Genomic DNA, 13,115 nt, shown 5'->3' on the forward strand with positions numbered 1-13,115 from the left:
GAACTATACTGTAATGACTTGAATAGGAAGATTTTCTATTTTTAATTCATTACAAAGAGCTGAAATATCTTCTGAAACAAAGTATTCTGTATCTGGAGATATAGAAGCTATTCTCTCAAGATCTTTTGTAAAAACTAAAGATAGGGGTCTTGATCCTGGATATTTCTTCACAATCTGCTTTAAGATACAAAGATGACTGTGGTGTAACTTATTCATATTTAAAGATAAGACTAGAGGTGCTGTTGCTTGCATCTTCGGTGGTTTAGAAGTTTCTACAGGTTTTTGTTGCTTATTTTGAATATTATTAGAGGATGTCATATATGAATATTTCTGTACTTGTGTCTTAATCTTATCGAAAATTTCGTCATATTCTCGCAATATTTGATCATTTACTGTTGTAAGATCTGTCATCCAACGACAAGATACTCGTAAAGAATCACTACGTTTATCAATTAGAAGAATCGCATAAATAAGTCGATCTTCTTCTAATAATTCCTGATATTTCGCATACATTTCCGGCCAAATAGGTAATTCATAGGAGTCTATGCCATCACTGACTCGAAGAATAGCAAATTTTTTTTGTCCCTTAGAGGAAAGCTTGGTAGAAACTTTATCTATAACGAAAATAGTTCGTATTACAGAACCATGGGAGAGATTTTCAAATTCTCCAGGAGGAACAACAGACAAACGAGGTAAAATGTCGCGAACGGCATCTATAGGATGCTCTGTAAGATATATTCCTAGAAGTTCTTTTTCTTTTTTAAGAATTTCTTTTTTAGAGCGGAAGACAATATCTTTTGGTATGCCGCTGGAACGCTGATTTTGGTGATGCATAGCTTCTAAAGAGAAAAAAGTCATCACTCCTGTTGCAGCTTCTTTTTTTTCTTTAGACACTGAGTCATAAAGAGACTCCATAGTTGCAAGAACTAAGTCTCGATTTGGTTCGAAGCAATCGAAGCAACCAGCATCAATAAGATTTTCTATATTTTTTTTAGAAACTTTTTTGAAATCCGAGCGTCGAATAAAATCTTGGATGCTTTGATAAGGTCCATGAAGATTTCGTTCTTCTACAATACTCTCAATAAGACCTTTCCCAACTCCTTTGATAGCTCCCATTGCAAAACGAACACCTTCGTCTGTAGCAACAAAGTTGTTGTTAGAAATATTTATATGAGGTGGTAAGATAGAAATATCCATACTCTGGGCTTCTCGGATAAGTTTTCCTACCTTCTCAATGTCGTCAGAATCGCAAGTAAGTAATGCTGCTAACCACTCCTTGGGGTAATTGGCTTTAAGATATGCCGTTGTATAGGTTATAAGGCCGTAGGCAGCAGCATGAGATTTATTAAATCCGTAGGAAGCAAATTTTTCCATCTTATCAAAGATTAACGTTGCAACCTTGGAATCGATATTATTGTTACAAGCTCTTTCACAGAATTTTGAACGTTCTTGAACCATTTGTTGCAAATCTTTTTTCCCCATAGCACGACGCAAGACATCGCCTTCCCCTAAGGAATAGTTTGCTAAGGCTCCTGCAATTTGCATAACCTGTTCTTGATAGACCATGATCCCATAAGTTTCTTTTAGAATTGGCTCCATAAGAGGATGATCGTATTCAATTTGTTCTCTACCGTGTTTACGATTAATAAATGAGGGAATCATATCCATTGGGCCAGGACGATATAGAGCACAAATAGCTATAATTTCTTCAAACAAATCTGGGCGAAGATTTTTTGCCAATTCTTGCATTCCCTTGGATTCCATTTGAAATACGCCCATGGTTTTCCCTTGGTGTAGAAGAGAGAACGTTGTTTTATCATCCAATGGTAAGGTTGCCATAGTTAATTTTTTGTTTGTCTTTCTTTGAATTTCAGACATAGCAAGATGAATGCTTGTCAGAGTCTTTAATCCTAAGAAGTCAACTTTAAGCATACCAACACTCTCTACAGGCTTCATAGAGTATTGTGTGGTAATCATAGATGAATCTTTAGAAATACAAATGGGAATGTGATGTGTAAGAGGATCTCCGCAAATGATGACACCTGCAGCATGAACTCCTGTATTTCTTATAGACCCCTCGAGACGTAATGCCATATCAAGGACTTGTGCAGATTCTTCGTCATCTACATACAGTTGATGTAAGTCGGGATCTGTTTCTAAAGCTTTTGATAAAGTTGTGTTCAGTTCTGGAATATGTTTAGCTATGTAATTTACTTTAGATAAAGGCATATCTAAAGTTCTGCCAACATCTTTGATCGCCATTTTGGCTTTCATAGTTCCAAAAGTAATGATTTGAGCTACGTTATCCTTCCCATGTCTTTCAATGGCATAGTTAATCACATGTTCTCGACCTTCCATACAAATATCAATGTCGATATCAGGATAGGAAATTCGTTCTGGATTGATAAATCTTTCAAAGAATAGATCAAAGCGTATAGGTTCTATTTCTGTAATACCAAGAAGAAATAACATTACAGACCCTGCCCCTGACCCTCTCCCAGGACCGACAGGAATATTATTTGCTTTTGCCCAGTGAATGATATCCCAAACGATTAAAAGGTAGTCGCACATTCCCTTAGGAATGATAATGGACATTTCCATTTCCATTCTTCCTCTTACGAAATCCAAAGGATCTTGATTTGGGAATTTTCTGGCGACATGAGCAAGAGCTTCTGGAGTATATTTTGTCGTTAAACCTTTTTCGCAGAGCTCTCTTAGAAATGCTGAAGAAGCTTCATATCTATCTTGTTCTGTGTAATTTCCTTTTGTCTTTAGAGAATCTGGAACATAGATAGGATAATGCTTTGTTGTGAAATCGAGTTTTAAATTACAACGTTGAGCAACTTGCAGAGTGTTTGTAACGATTTCAGGAATATCTGCAAAGAGTTCCAACATCTGTTGAGGAGATTTAAAATAGAATTCACGACTACTATAAACTTTCCGTTTGGGGTTAGGAATATATGTATTTTGTTTAGCCGTTCTTACTGTTTCTCCAGATTGTATATTCAATAAGATTTCATGAGCTTTCCAGTCTTCGGGATTAATATAATGAATATCATTAGTTGCTACGGAAAGGATTCCTAAGCGTTGACTTACTGCCAGTACAGTAGTATTGATACGCGTTTGTTTATCTATGAAACTATAGTATTCTTGTTTTAGCCACTCTTCATTTAAGTTGGCGATTTTTTCTTCTGACATTTTGTGTAACTGTATTTCAGAAAAATAATCATCTTTGAAGAGTTCTTGATACCAACGAAGTTCTCGTTCCAAAGCATCTTCGGATTCTAAAGCTGCTTCAGATATAGAACTAGACATGCATGAAGATAAACAAATGAGGCCTTCAGAGTATTGTTTTAATAGTTCTTTGTCGATTCTTGGGACGTAGTAAAACCCTTCTACAAAGGCTAAAGAAGTTAACAAACAGAGATTACGGTAACCTTGTTCATTTTTACATAAAAGAATAAGATGATTTGCTACTCGACTTCTCTTTTCTTTTTTCTTATCAAAACGAGAACTTGGTGCTATATAACATTCACAACCAATAATCGGTTTGATTTTTTGTTGAGAACAAGTCTTATAAAAATCAACAGCTCCAAAAAGATTTCCATGATCTGTTAATGCTAACGCGGGAATTTCGTATTCTTTAGCTTTTGCAACAAAGTCTTTGATGGAGCAGGTCGCATCAAGGATAGAATATTGCGAATGGCAATGCAGAGGAATCCAAGACAAAAAAACTCCAGAGCTAACTATACTTTATGTTCTATAGCATTCCATGTTGGTAAAAACAACATGAGAGCAATAAGAGAACAACATAATAAAGCTAAGAAAAATCCTTGCCAACCCCAATCTTGAGCAATTTTTCCTAAAGGATAACCAGCAAAAGCTGCTCCAAAGTAAGCAAACCAACCAGCAAATCCACTAGCAGTTCCTGCAGCTTTTTTATGAGAAAGTTCTGCAGCAGCAAGACCTATCATCATTTGAGGTCCGAATAAGAAAAAGCCAATAACAAAAAGAAATGTTCCATCAAGCCACCACAAAGTAGAAGAACGACTATACCACATTCCTAAAATAGTAAATAAAAGACCGAGTGAAAAAATAACATTCATCGGGCCTCTTTTCCCCTTGGAGATTTTATCAGATAGCCATCCAGCAATAAGCATCCCAAATAGACCTCCAATTTCAAATAAAGATACACAGAAGTTTGCTTTAACAGCGGCGTACTTTTTGACTTCAATGAGGAACAGAGCACTCCAATCATTTACAGCCATTCTAACGACATAAATAAAGAAAGAAGCAAAGGCTAAAAGCCATATCCATTTATTTGTCAGTACATAAGAAAATAGAATTTCTCGTGTAGAAAGTTCTTGTTCGACTTCCTCTGTAGGCTTTTCTTTCTGGAGAACATTTTTTTTGTGGTTTAATTTATATTTCTCTATAGGGGGGAGTCCTAAGGATTGTGGTGTATCTCTTAGACGATTAATTAAAATAAGTCCCATACCAATGCAAAAAATGCCTGGAATAAACATGGCTCCTCGCCAACCACAATAATCGATAGCTAAACCTGTGAGAATTGGAATGAGAGCTCCTCCAATGTTATGAGACGTACTCCATAGACTCCACCAGGTCCCTCGTTCATATTTTGCATACCAGTGTGTTAGCAATCGTGCACATGGTGGCCATCCCCAGCCTTGAAACCATCCATTGACCCCCCACCATAAAGCAAAAAGGAAAATAGAAGAGGACATTCCGAAAAAGATATTTGTAAGTCCCGTGATAATTAAACCTAGAGCCATGAAATATCTGGGATTAGATTGATCTGATACGACACCGCTTACGAATTTGCTAATTCCATAAGAAATATAGAGAGTGCTTCCAATAATACCTAGCTGAGCCTTATCAAATCCCAAATCGGTCATTAATGTTGGCATTGCAAAAGTAAAGCTTTTTCTTGTGAAATAGTAAAAAACGTATCCTATAAACATGCTATAGAAAATACGAGATCTCCAATATTTGTATTTTCTTTTGATTAATTCAGCATCTTCGAGTTCTTTAATATGCTGTGGAGGTTGGAAGAATTTTGTCCAAATATTCATCGAAATTCCAGTTTTAAAATCTTTATATTGCAGAGAAAAAATGCAAAACAATCCTCAGATTAACATAAGGTATGGCAAAAAACAAGAAAGGAATAGAGAGTTAACATGTAGACAAACCTTCTGAGAATATGAATTTTACTTGGTTATTTATGGTCTTTGCAAAATAATAATGAAACGTTTTGGGAAACGAGATCATTAATATTGATTAGAGATCTTAATAGAAGCGCTGTAAACCACAATTAGCAAATGAAATGGTCTAAATTTATTTTGTTAAGCTTGTTTTTGTCTCCAATAGGAGTAAATGTTAACCAGGAGTCAAGACCTTTAATGACGCTTCGGTTTTCCCTAGAAGGGTGCGTATGCATGCTGCAAGATAATTTTCCTATATACGAAATTATAGAACCTATTCATCCAGAATGTCTCGTTTATTACGAAGGGTGGGTTTGATTTTGCTCTTTATCTAAATTTTGGATATTCTAGCTTACTATTAAGAAAAAAGTTCTCAACCTGAAAGTGAAAGACTGTGTGTGACTATAGATTTGCCTAAAGGGGTATTTGATGTATTCCCTTATTTGACTAATTCGAAGCATTTGTGGCGACTTTCTACACTATGGCTAAGTGTAGAGAATGCCATTCGCAAGCTTTGTTCTCTGTACGGATTTAGTGAGATCCGTACACCTGTTTTTGAAAAGACAGAATTGTTTTCTCGTATTGGAGATTATAGTGATATTGTTAAAAAAGAAATGTATTCTTTTTTAGATAAAAAAGGTCGTTCATTAACTTTAAGACCAGAAGGTACTGCGCCTGTTGTGCGTGCCTTTATAGAGCATTTCTCAGATCGTCGTAGCGATAATAAATTTTATTATATTCTTCCAATGTTTCGTTATGAGCGTCAACAGTCTGGAAGATATCGTCAACATCATCAATTTGGTGTCGAGGCTATAGGAGTAAGACATTCTTTAAGAGATGCAGAAATTCTAGCTTTACTTTGGACTTTTTATAAGCAAGTTGGTTTGCAGCACATGCATATACAACTTAATTTTCTAGGTTCTGCTGACACAAGAAAGCGCTATTGTGAGGTTTTGCGAATCTATTTTGAAGAACATTTTAATCTTTTATCAGACTTAAGCAAAGATAGATATAAAACGAATTTATTGCGAATTCTAGATTCAAAAGAACCGGAAGATCAAGAAATAATTCACCACGCTCCCCCTATTTTAGATTATGTTTCTGATACAGATCGAGAGTATTTTGATGAGATTTTACGAGCTTTATCTCTTTTAAATATTCCTTATACAATAAACCCTCGCTTGGTTCGAGGTTTAGATTATTATTCAGATCTAGTTTTTGAAGCTTTCTCAACGTTTCAAGGGCATGTATATGCTCTAGGAGGAGGAGGGCGTTATGATAATTTAATTGCTGAGTCTGGTGGACCTTCAACTCCTGCATGTGGTTTTGGAATTGGATTAGAGCGGGTAATTCAAACTTTATTAGCTCAAGGACAAATTACTATTGATGTTCTCCAGAAATTTCGTTTAATTCCTTTGGAGCTGGAGGCAGATAATTTTTGTTTCATGTGGGCACAAAAATTACGTGATTTGGGAATTCCGACAGAAATCGAATGGTCTCATAAAAAAGTAAAAACCGCTTTGCAAGTTGCTAGTGCTGAGCAAGTTTCCCATGTTTGTTTGGTTGGGAAAAGAGAGTTAAGCTCTCAGCTTTTAACTGTTAAAAATATGTTTTTGCGGCAAGAGTTTTCCGGATCAAAAGAAGAAATAGAGCAGAGGTTGCTATATGAAATACAGAACACATCATTGTAATGAATTATCAATAAATCATGTTGGTAAGTGTGTTCGCCTTGCTGGTTGGGTACATCGTTTTCGAAATCATGGTGGTGTTGTTTTCATTGATTTACGGGATCGTTTTGGGATAACACAAATAGTTTGTCGAGAAAAAGATGATCAAGAACTACATCAGAGGCTGAATGCTGTGCGTTCTGAGTGGGTTCTTGCTGTTGAGGGGAAAGTTTGTTCTCGTTTGTCTGGTATGGAAAACCCTAATATTTCTACTGGAGATATTGAAGTTGAAATTCAGAAATTACAGATTTTATCAAAATCTCAAAATTTGCCTTTTTCTATTTCAGATGAACATATTCAAGTTAACGAAGAGTTACGTTTACAATATCGTTACTTAGATATGCGTCGAGGAGAAATTCTTGATAGATTAACATGTCGTCATAATGTCATGCTTGCTTGCCGCTCCTTTTTGAGTGAATTAGGCTTTATTGAGGTAGTCACTCCTATACTAGGGAAATCTACTCCTGAGGGTGCTAGAGATTATGTTGTTCCCTCAAGAATCTATCCTGGAGAATTTTATGCCTTGCCTCAGTCTCCTCAAATTTTTAAGCAGCTTCTTATGGTCGGAGGATTAGATCGCTATTTTCAAATAGCAACTTGTTTTAGAGACGAAGATTTGCGTGCAGATCGCCAACCTGAATTTGCACAAATTGATATTGAAATGAGTTTTGGGGATACTCAAGATCTGTTCCCGATAATAGAGAAGCTTGTGGCTTCAATATTTGCCGTCAAAGGCATAGAGATTTCTCTACCTTTGCTTAAAATGACTTATAAAGATGCTATGGATTTTTATGGTACGGATAAGCCTGATCTTCGGTTCGATCTTCGTTTAAAAGATTGTCGCAATCATGCTAAAAATTTTTCTTTTTCTATTTTTTTAGATCAGCTTGCTCAAGGAGGGACAATTAAAGGTTTTTGTGTTTCTGGAGGAGCAGATATTTCACGTAAGCAATTGGATAGTTATACAGAGTTTGTAAAACGTTACGGTGCTATGGGGCTTGTCTGGATTAAAAAACAAGAGAGTGGAGTGTCTTCTAATGTTTCAAAATTTGCTTCAGAAGAAGCTTTTGAAGCTATGTTTGATGATTTTGGAGCTCAAAATCAAGATATTTTATTACTTATAGCTGCTCCAGAGTCAGTGGCAAATCAGGCTTTAGATCACCTGCGTCGATTAATTGCTAAAGAGCGTCAGCTTTATGATGAAAATCAGTTTAATTTTGTTTGGATTACAGATTTTCCTTTGTTTACTCTAACAGAAGGCGAGCTTAGTGCTGAGCACCATCCTTTTACAGCTCCTTTAGAAGAAGATATTTCTTTATTAGATTCTAAACCATTATCTGTTCGTTCATCAAGTTATGATTTGGTTCTTAATGGATACGAGATTGCTTCAGGGTCTCAGCGTATTCATAGTGCAGAATTACAAAATAAAATATTTGCTTTACTAAAGTTATCGCCGCAAAGTATAGAAGAAAAATTTGGTTTCTTCATAAAAGCTTTAAGTTTTGGTACACCGCCACATTTAGGTATTGCTTTAGGATTAGATCGACTTATAATGGTGTTAACTCAAACGGAAAGTATTCGAGAAGTTATTGCATTCCCTAAAACTCAAAAAGCTGCTGATCTCATGATGAATGCTCCTGCAGAAATAATGTCTTCCCAATTAAAAGAGTTAAATATTAAGGTAGCTTCTTAAATGAGTTATAGTTGTATTTAGCATACCTCAGATAAGTTCAATGATAGGAGAAAAAATGAGTAAGCGATGGAATTTAATTTTAACAACAGTAGCTATGGCTTTTTCCATCTCTTCTTGTGATCCAAGTTCTACTCGCAGTCAAAAGCCTCGAGTTGAACAAGAGCATGATGATGACGAAGAAGAATTAGTAGAAAACCAGAAGCTATCAAGAACTTTTGGTCATTTGTTAGCGAGACAATTACGAAAATCTGAAGATGTCGTGTTTGATATTTCTGAAGTGGCTAAAGGGTTACAAAGAGAACTAGCTTGTAAAGATGCTCCACTAACAGAAGCAGAATATGAAGAGAAAATGGCAGAAGTTCAAAAAGTGATATTCGAAAGAAAAGCAAAAGAAAATCTTTCTCTTGCAGAGAAGTTTTTAAGAGATAACAGCAAGAATGTTGATGTTGTTGAGGTCCAGCCTAATAAACTACAGTATAAAATTATAAAAGAAGGCACTGGGAAGGCAATTTCTGGTAAACCTGAGACTTTGTTACATTACAAAGGTTCCTTTATTAATGGTCAGATATTTAGTAGTTCTAACGATAGTAAAGAACCTATTTTATTGCCTTTAAATCAAACTATTCCAGGATTTGCTTTAGGAATGCAAGGAATGAAAGAAGGAGAAACCCGAATTCTTTATATTCACCCTGATCTTGCTTATGGAACTTCAGGACAGCTTCCCCCAAATTCTTTGTTAATTTTTGAAATTCATTTGATTCAAGCTAATGAAGAAGGAGTAGCAACAGCGGAAGAAGATCCTTCTATAGCATCATGAAAGTAGTCCTTGTTTCTCCTGATATTCCTCAAAATACAGGAAACATTGGTAGGACCTGCGTAGCTCTTGGAGCTGAGCTAATTTTAGTAAGGCCCCTAGGGTTCTCCTTGCTTGATAAATTTGTTAAGAGAGCAGGAATGGACTATTGGAGTAAGCTAAATTTAAAAGTTGTAGATTCCTTAGAGGATGTTTTGAAAGATTCTTTAGAAGAAAATATTTTTTGTTTTTCTACGAAAGGTTCAAGATATTATGCTGATGCCCCTATGTCTAATGAAGGGGTATTTATTTTTGGTTCAGAGTCAAAAGGTTTGCCTAAACCTGTTTTAGAAAAATATAGAAAACGTTGCTATTTTGTTCCCATGTTTTCTGAAGCAAGATCCTTAAACTTAGCAACAACTGTTGGGATAGTTTTATATGAAGTTGTCAGGCAAAACTTTCTCAGTTTTGCCTTCTCAGATAATTTTAAGCGTGTTTGTTAATCAACTCTATTAAAGTTTCTTTATCTTTTAGACCTACAGTGCGTGCAACCTCTTTCCCATCTTTAAAAAGTATAAGGGTAGGAATTGAACTCACTTCATATTTCTCTGCAGGGCCTGAATTATCATCTATATTGACCTTCCCAATAGTGACGTGAGGTAATTCTGATGCTAGAGATTCTAGTATAGGGGTAAGCATTCTACATGGACCACACCATTCGGCAAAAAAATCTATAAGAACCAATCCTACACTAGTGAATGTATCGAAGTCTTGTGCTGATACTATCTTTACCATAATTTAAAATCCTTCTCGAATGTCGTTTCCCAATGTGCAGCTAAGAAGACTTGAACTTCCATGAGCTAAAGCTCACTAGAACCTGAATCTAGCGCGTCTACCGATTCCGCCATAGCTGCATTTTGCAGAATTGTAGACATAGATAATAAAAAACACAAATGAGAAACTTTTTAAAGAAAAATACATTATTTTTTTTACAAATCAGTGCAATGATACCTTTATGTTCAACATAATTATCGTCTCTGATAATATGACTCGTTTAATGTAAGGCAAATCAAATCGTTTTTGAATTGCTAGGGGTTTCCTTTAGCTTTTGTCGATGGAAGAGTCTTACAGTTGCTCGTATTGTCAAAAAGGAATCGGCATGGAGATTTCTGGAGAAAATAAACAAAAACTTTTACGGTTTTTGGAAACTCAAAAAAAACCAGAATTATTAGCGACTTATTTATTTTATTTAGAATGCGCTATGGGTTTACGTCCTGTTGTGTTTGTTCGTGATAAAATTATTTTCAAGAATGCAGAAGATGCTGTACAGATTCTTGAAAAAGATAAGAAAATTTGGCGTGAAACAGAAATACAAATAAGTTCTGGAAAGCCAGAGGTTAACGAGCATACGAAGCGCATTTACATTTGCCCTTTTACTGGTAAAGTTTTTGCTGATAACGTGTATGCTAATCCTCAAGATGCTATATATGATTGGTTGTCTTCATGCCCTCAAAATATCGAACAGCAGGGTGGAGTGCGTATAAAACGTTTCCTTGTTTCAGATGATCCTAATGTTATTAAAGAATATATAGTTTCTCCTAAAGAGCCTATTGTAAAAACAGTATTTGCTTCTGTTGTTACAGGCAAGTTGTTTCATAATTTATCAGATCTTTTAGAGGATTTTATTTCTGGATATTTGCGACCAATGACTCTAAAAGAAGTACAAAATCAACATAAATTCCAATTAGAAAACTCTTTCTTATCCCTATTACAGGATGCTTTAGAAGAAGAGAAAATAGCCGAATTTATAGAAAGCTTAGCTGATGACACCGCATTTCATGTGTATATTAGTCAATGGGTGGATACAGAAGAGTAACTAATTCCTCTATAGAAACTGTGATGTTTGGAGCCTGGTTAGGTAAGCGCCTTTCTCCAGGAATGGTGTTGCTTTTGTTCGGAGATTACGGAGCAGGAAAAACAGAGTTTGTCCGTGGTGTTGTGCAAGGATTTTTAGGTAGTACGTTCGCTAAAGATGTAGCCAGCCCTTCTTTCTCTCTTCTTCATGTTTATGAAAGCTCTTCTCGTAGAGTATGTCATTACGATTTTTATCGATTAGATAAAGAGTGTTTAATGTCTATATTTCAAGATACAGAAGAAGATGATGTCATATGTATTGAATGGGCAGATCGGATTCAAACTCCTCAGTTTCGCGATTCTATACGTATTTATATAGAAACATTGATGTTAGAGCAAAGGGAAGTTCGTATAGATGCTCCCAAAGCGCTTTTATCATAAAGATTAGGATAAGAAGGAACTATGACATTATTAAAAGATACGATTTTTGTTTGCCTAGATTGTGAAATGACAGGGTTGGATGTAAAAAAGGATCGTATTATTGAATTTGCCGTAGTTCGCTTTACTTTTGACCATATTATTGATTCTATGGAGTTTTTAATTAATCCTGAGAGGGTTGTTTCTGTAGAATCACAGAGAATACACCATATTTCTAATGAAATGCTCAAAGATCAACCAAAGTTCGCAAAAGTTTATCCAAAAATCAAAGCTTTTCTCAAGGAGGGTGATCATATTGTTGGTCATAGTGTTGGTTTTGATTTACAAGTTTTGTCTCAAGAAGCAGAACGCATTAGTGAGGCCTCTCTATCAAAGTATTGCGTTATTGATACTTTGAGGCTTGCAAAAGAATATGGAGATTGTCCTAACAACTCCTTAGAATCTCTTGCAGTACACTTTAATGTCCCATACGATGGGAATCATCGTGCAATGAAGGATGTGGAGATTAATATCAGCATTTTTAAGCACTTGTGTAAGCGTTTTCAAACTATAGAGCAACTAAAACAGGTGTTAGCAAAGCCTATAAAAATGAAGTATATGCCTTTGGGAAAACACAAAGGACGTTGTTTTTCCGAAATTCCTTTAGCCTATTTAATGTGGGCTTCTAAAATGGATTTTGATTCCGATTTATTATTTTCTATTAAACATGAAATAAAACTTCGTCAGAAAGGGACAGGTTTTTCTCAGGTGAATAATCCTTTTATGAGCTTATAAAAGAGCTTTAGTTACTGTTCAAAAGATTTCTATTATAATCTATTTTCTAAATTTCTATTTAGAACCTCTTGATTTTCTTTGAAGTGACCTATACTATCCGACCAAGAGAATTTTTAAAGTTTTTTGAGGAGTGCTTTTGACTCTGAAAAATAAACTCGTATTATCTAGTTGTATTGATGGGCATATCTATAAGATCTTTCCTAACGATCTTAATGCAAATAACACCGTATTTGGTGGTTTATTAATGAGTTTACTAGATCGCTTGGCTTTAGTTGTTGCGGAACGTCATACTGAACGTATTTGTGTTACCGCCTTTGTTGATGCTTTATGTTTTTATGCCCCTGCATATATGGGAGAGAACCTCATTTGCAAGGCTGCTGTGAATAGAACTTGGCGCACTTCCTTGGAAGTTGGTGTTAAAGTTTGGGCAGAAAATATCTATAGACAGGAAAGAAGACACATCACTTCTGCTTATTTTACTTTTGTTGCTATGGATAATGATAATCGACCTACTCTTGTTCACCATATTGTTCCTAAAAGTGCGGAAGAAAAACGACGATATAATGAGGCAGATGTGCGACGACAGGCACGTTTGAAGACAAATAAATAGGAAG

At 35.5% G+C, this 13,115-nt stretch carries 11 protein-coding genes and 1 tRNA gene; 8 read left to right on the top strand and 4 right to left on the bottom strand.

Features of this window, described 5'->3' with window-relative positions; translation table 11 throughout:
* Positions 1 to 3 precede the first annotated feature (3 nt).
* A complete protein-coding gene (gene dnaE, locus JMS40_RS01745; RefSeq protein WP_201456564.1) occupies positions 4 to 3,729 on the bottom strand; it encodes a DNA polymerase III subunit alpha in 3,726 nt (1,241 codons plus the stop codon).
* A gap of 17 nt (positions 3,730 to 3,746) precedes the next feature.
* The gene (gene pgtP, locus JMS40_RS01750; RefSeq protein ID WP_201456565.1) at positions 3,747 to 5,093 is read right to left on the bottom strand and encodes an MFS transporter; all 1,347 of its coding nucleotides are present in this window, start codon (positions 5,091 to 5,093) and stop codon (positions 3,747 to 3,749) included.
* 527 nt (positions 5,094 to 5,620) lie between these two features.
* On the opposite strand from pgtP, the gene hisS reads away from it, so the two are divergent.
* The 4 genes from hisS to JMS40_RS01770 are packed head-to-tail and all read left to right on the top strand — an operon-like array spanning position 5,621 to position 9,938.
* Positions 5,621 to 6,913 (top strand): histidine--tRNA ligase, encoded by a 1,293-nt coding sequence (gene hisS, locus JMS40_RS01755; RefSeq protein WP_201456566.1) that lies wholly within the window; start codon positions 5,621 to 5,623, stop codon positions 6,911 to 6,913.
* On the top strand, positions 6,888 to 8,642 hold the full coding sequence (gene aspS / locus JMS40_RS01760) for an aspartate--tRNA ligase (RefSeq protein WP_201456567.1): 1,755 nt from the start codon (positions 6,888 to 6,890) through the stop codon (positions 8,640 to 8,642). Before hisS ends, aspS begins: the two co-directional genes overlap by 26 nt.
* A 55-nt stretch (positions 8,643 to 8,697) precedes the next feature.
* Positions 8,698 to 9,459 carry an FKBP-type peptidyl-prolyl cis-trans isomerase gene (locus JMS40_RS01765; RefSeq protein ID WP_201456568.1) on the top strand — a complete coding sequence of 254 codons (762 nt, stop codon included), beginning with the start codon at positions 8,698 to 8,700 and terminating at the stop codon, positions 9,457 to 9,459.
* Positions 9,456 to 9,938 (top strand): tRNA (cytidine(34)-2'-O)-methyltransferase, encoded by a 483-nt coding sequence (locus JMS40_RS01770; RefSeq protein ID WP_201456569.1) that lies wholly within the window; start codon positions 9,456 to 9,458, stop codon positions 9,936 to 9,938. Before JMS40_RS01765 ends, JMS40_RS01770 begins: the two co-directional genes overlap by 4 nt.
* Here JMS40_RS01770 and trxA read toward each other — a convergent pair.
* Positions 9,922 to 10,230 carry a thioredoxin gene (trxA, locus tag JMS40_RS01775; RefSeq protein WP_201456570.1) on the bottom strand — a complete coding sequence of 103 codons (309 nt, stop codon included), beginning with the start codon at positions 10,228 to 10,230 and terminating at the stop codon, positions 9,922 to 9,924. The genes JMS40_RS01770 and trxA overlap by 17 nt on opposite strands.
* A 35-nt stretch (positions 10,231 to 10,265) precedes the next feature.
* Positions 10,266 to 10,349: transfer RNA gene (locus JMS40_RS01780), tRNA-Leu, on the bottom strand.
* Between the two features lie 245 nt (positions 10,350 to 10,594).
* Here JMS40_RS01780 and JMS40_RS01785 point away from each other — a divergent pair.
* From JMS40_RS01785 to JMS40_RS01800, 4 genes are all read left to right on the top strand, one after another.
* Complete coding sequence (locus JMS40_RS01785; RefSeq protein WP_201456623.1) at positions 10,595 to 11,311, top strand: DUF2709 domain-containing protein; 717 nt, start codon at positions 10,595 to 10,597, stop codon at positions 11,309 to 11,311.
* Entirely contained in the window at positions 11,290 to 11,730 is a 441-nt protein-coding gene (gene tsaE, locus JMS40_RS01790; RefSeq protein ID WP_201456571.1) for a tRNA (adenosine(37)-N6)-threonylcarbamoyltransferase complex ATPase subunit type 1 TsaE, read from the top strand. The genes JMS40_RS01785 and tsaE overlap by 22 nt, the downstream gene beginning before the upstream one ends.
* 21 nt (positions 11,731 to 11,751) lie before the next feature.
* Positions 11,752 to 12,501: a putative quorum-sensing-regulated virulence factor gene (locus tag JMS40_RS01795; RefSeq protein ID WP_201456572.1), complete on the top strand. Its 750-nt coding sequence runs from the start codon at positions 11,752 to 11,754 to the stop codon at positions 12,499 to 12,501.
* A gap of 130 nt (positions 12,502 to 12,631) precedes the next feature.
* Complete coding sequence (locus tag JMS40_RS01800; protein WP_201456573.1) at positions 12,632 to 13,111, top strand: acyl-CoA thioesterase; 480 nt, start codon at positions 12,632 to 12,634, stop codon at positions 13,109 to 13,111.
* Positions 13,112 to 13,115 lie beyond the last annotated feature (4 nt).

Source organism: Chlamydia sp. 17-3921 (assembly GCF_902705545.1).
Classification (GTDB): domain Bacteria; phylum Chlamydiota; class Chlamydiia; order Chlamydiales; family Chlamydiaceae; genus Chlamydia.

Excerpts from the sequence above, each read along its gene's own strand:
- pgtP (WP_201456565.1), bottom strand. The coding sequence starts at position 5,093 with ATGAATATTTGGACAAAATTCTTCCAACCTCCACAGCATATTAAAGAA.
- aspS (WP_201456567.1), top strand. The coding sequence starts at position 6,888 with ATGAAATACAGAACACATCATTGTAATGAATTATCAATAAATCATGTT.
- JMS40_RS01765 (WP_201456568.1), top strand. The coding sequence starts at position 8,698 with ATGAGTAAGCGATGGAATTTAATTTTAACAACAGTAGCTATGGCTTTT.
- JMS40_RS01770 (WP_201456569.1), top strand. The coding sequence starts at position 9,456 with ATGAAAGTAGTCCTTGTTTCTCCTGATATTCCTCAAAATACAGGAAAC.
- trxA (WP_201456570.1), bottom strand. The coding sequence starts at position 10,230 with ATGGTAAAGATAGTATCAGCACAAGACTTCGATACATTCACTAGTGTA.
- JMS40_RS01785 (WP_201456623.1), top strand. The coding sequence starts at position 10,595 with ATGGAGATTTCTGGAGAAAATAAACAAAAACTTTTACGGTTTTTGGAA.
- tsaE (WP_201456571.1), top strand. The coding sequence starts at position 11,290 with ATGGGTGGATACAGAAGAGTAACTAATTCCTCTATAGAAACTGTGATG.
- JMS40_RS01795 (WP_201456572.1), top strand. The coding sequence starts at position 11,752 with ATGACATTATTAAAAGATACGATTTTTGTTTGCCTAGATTGTGAAATG.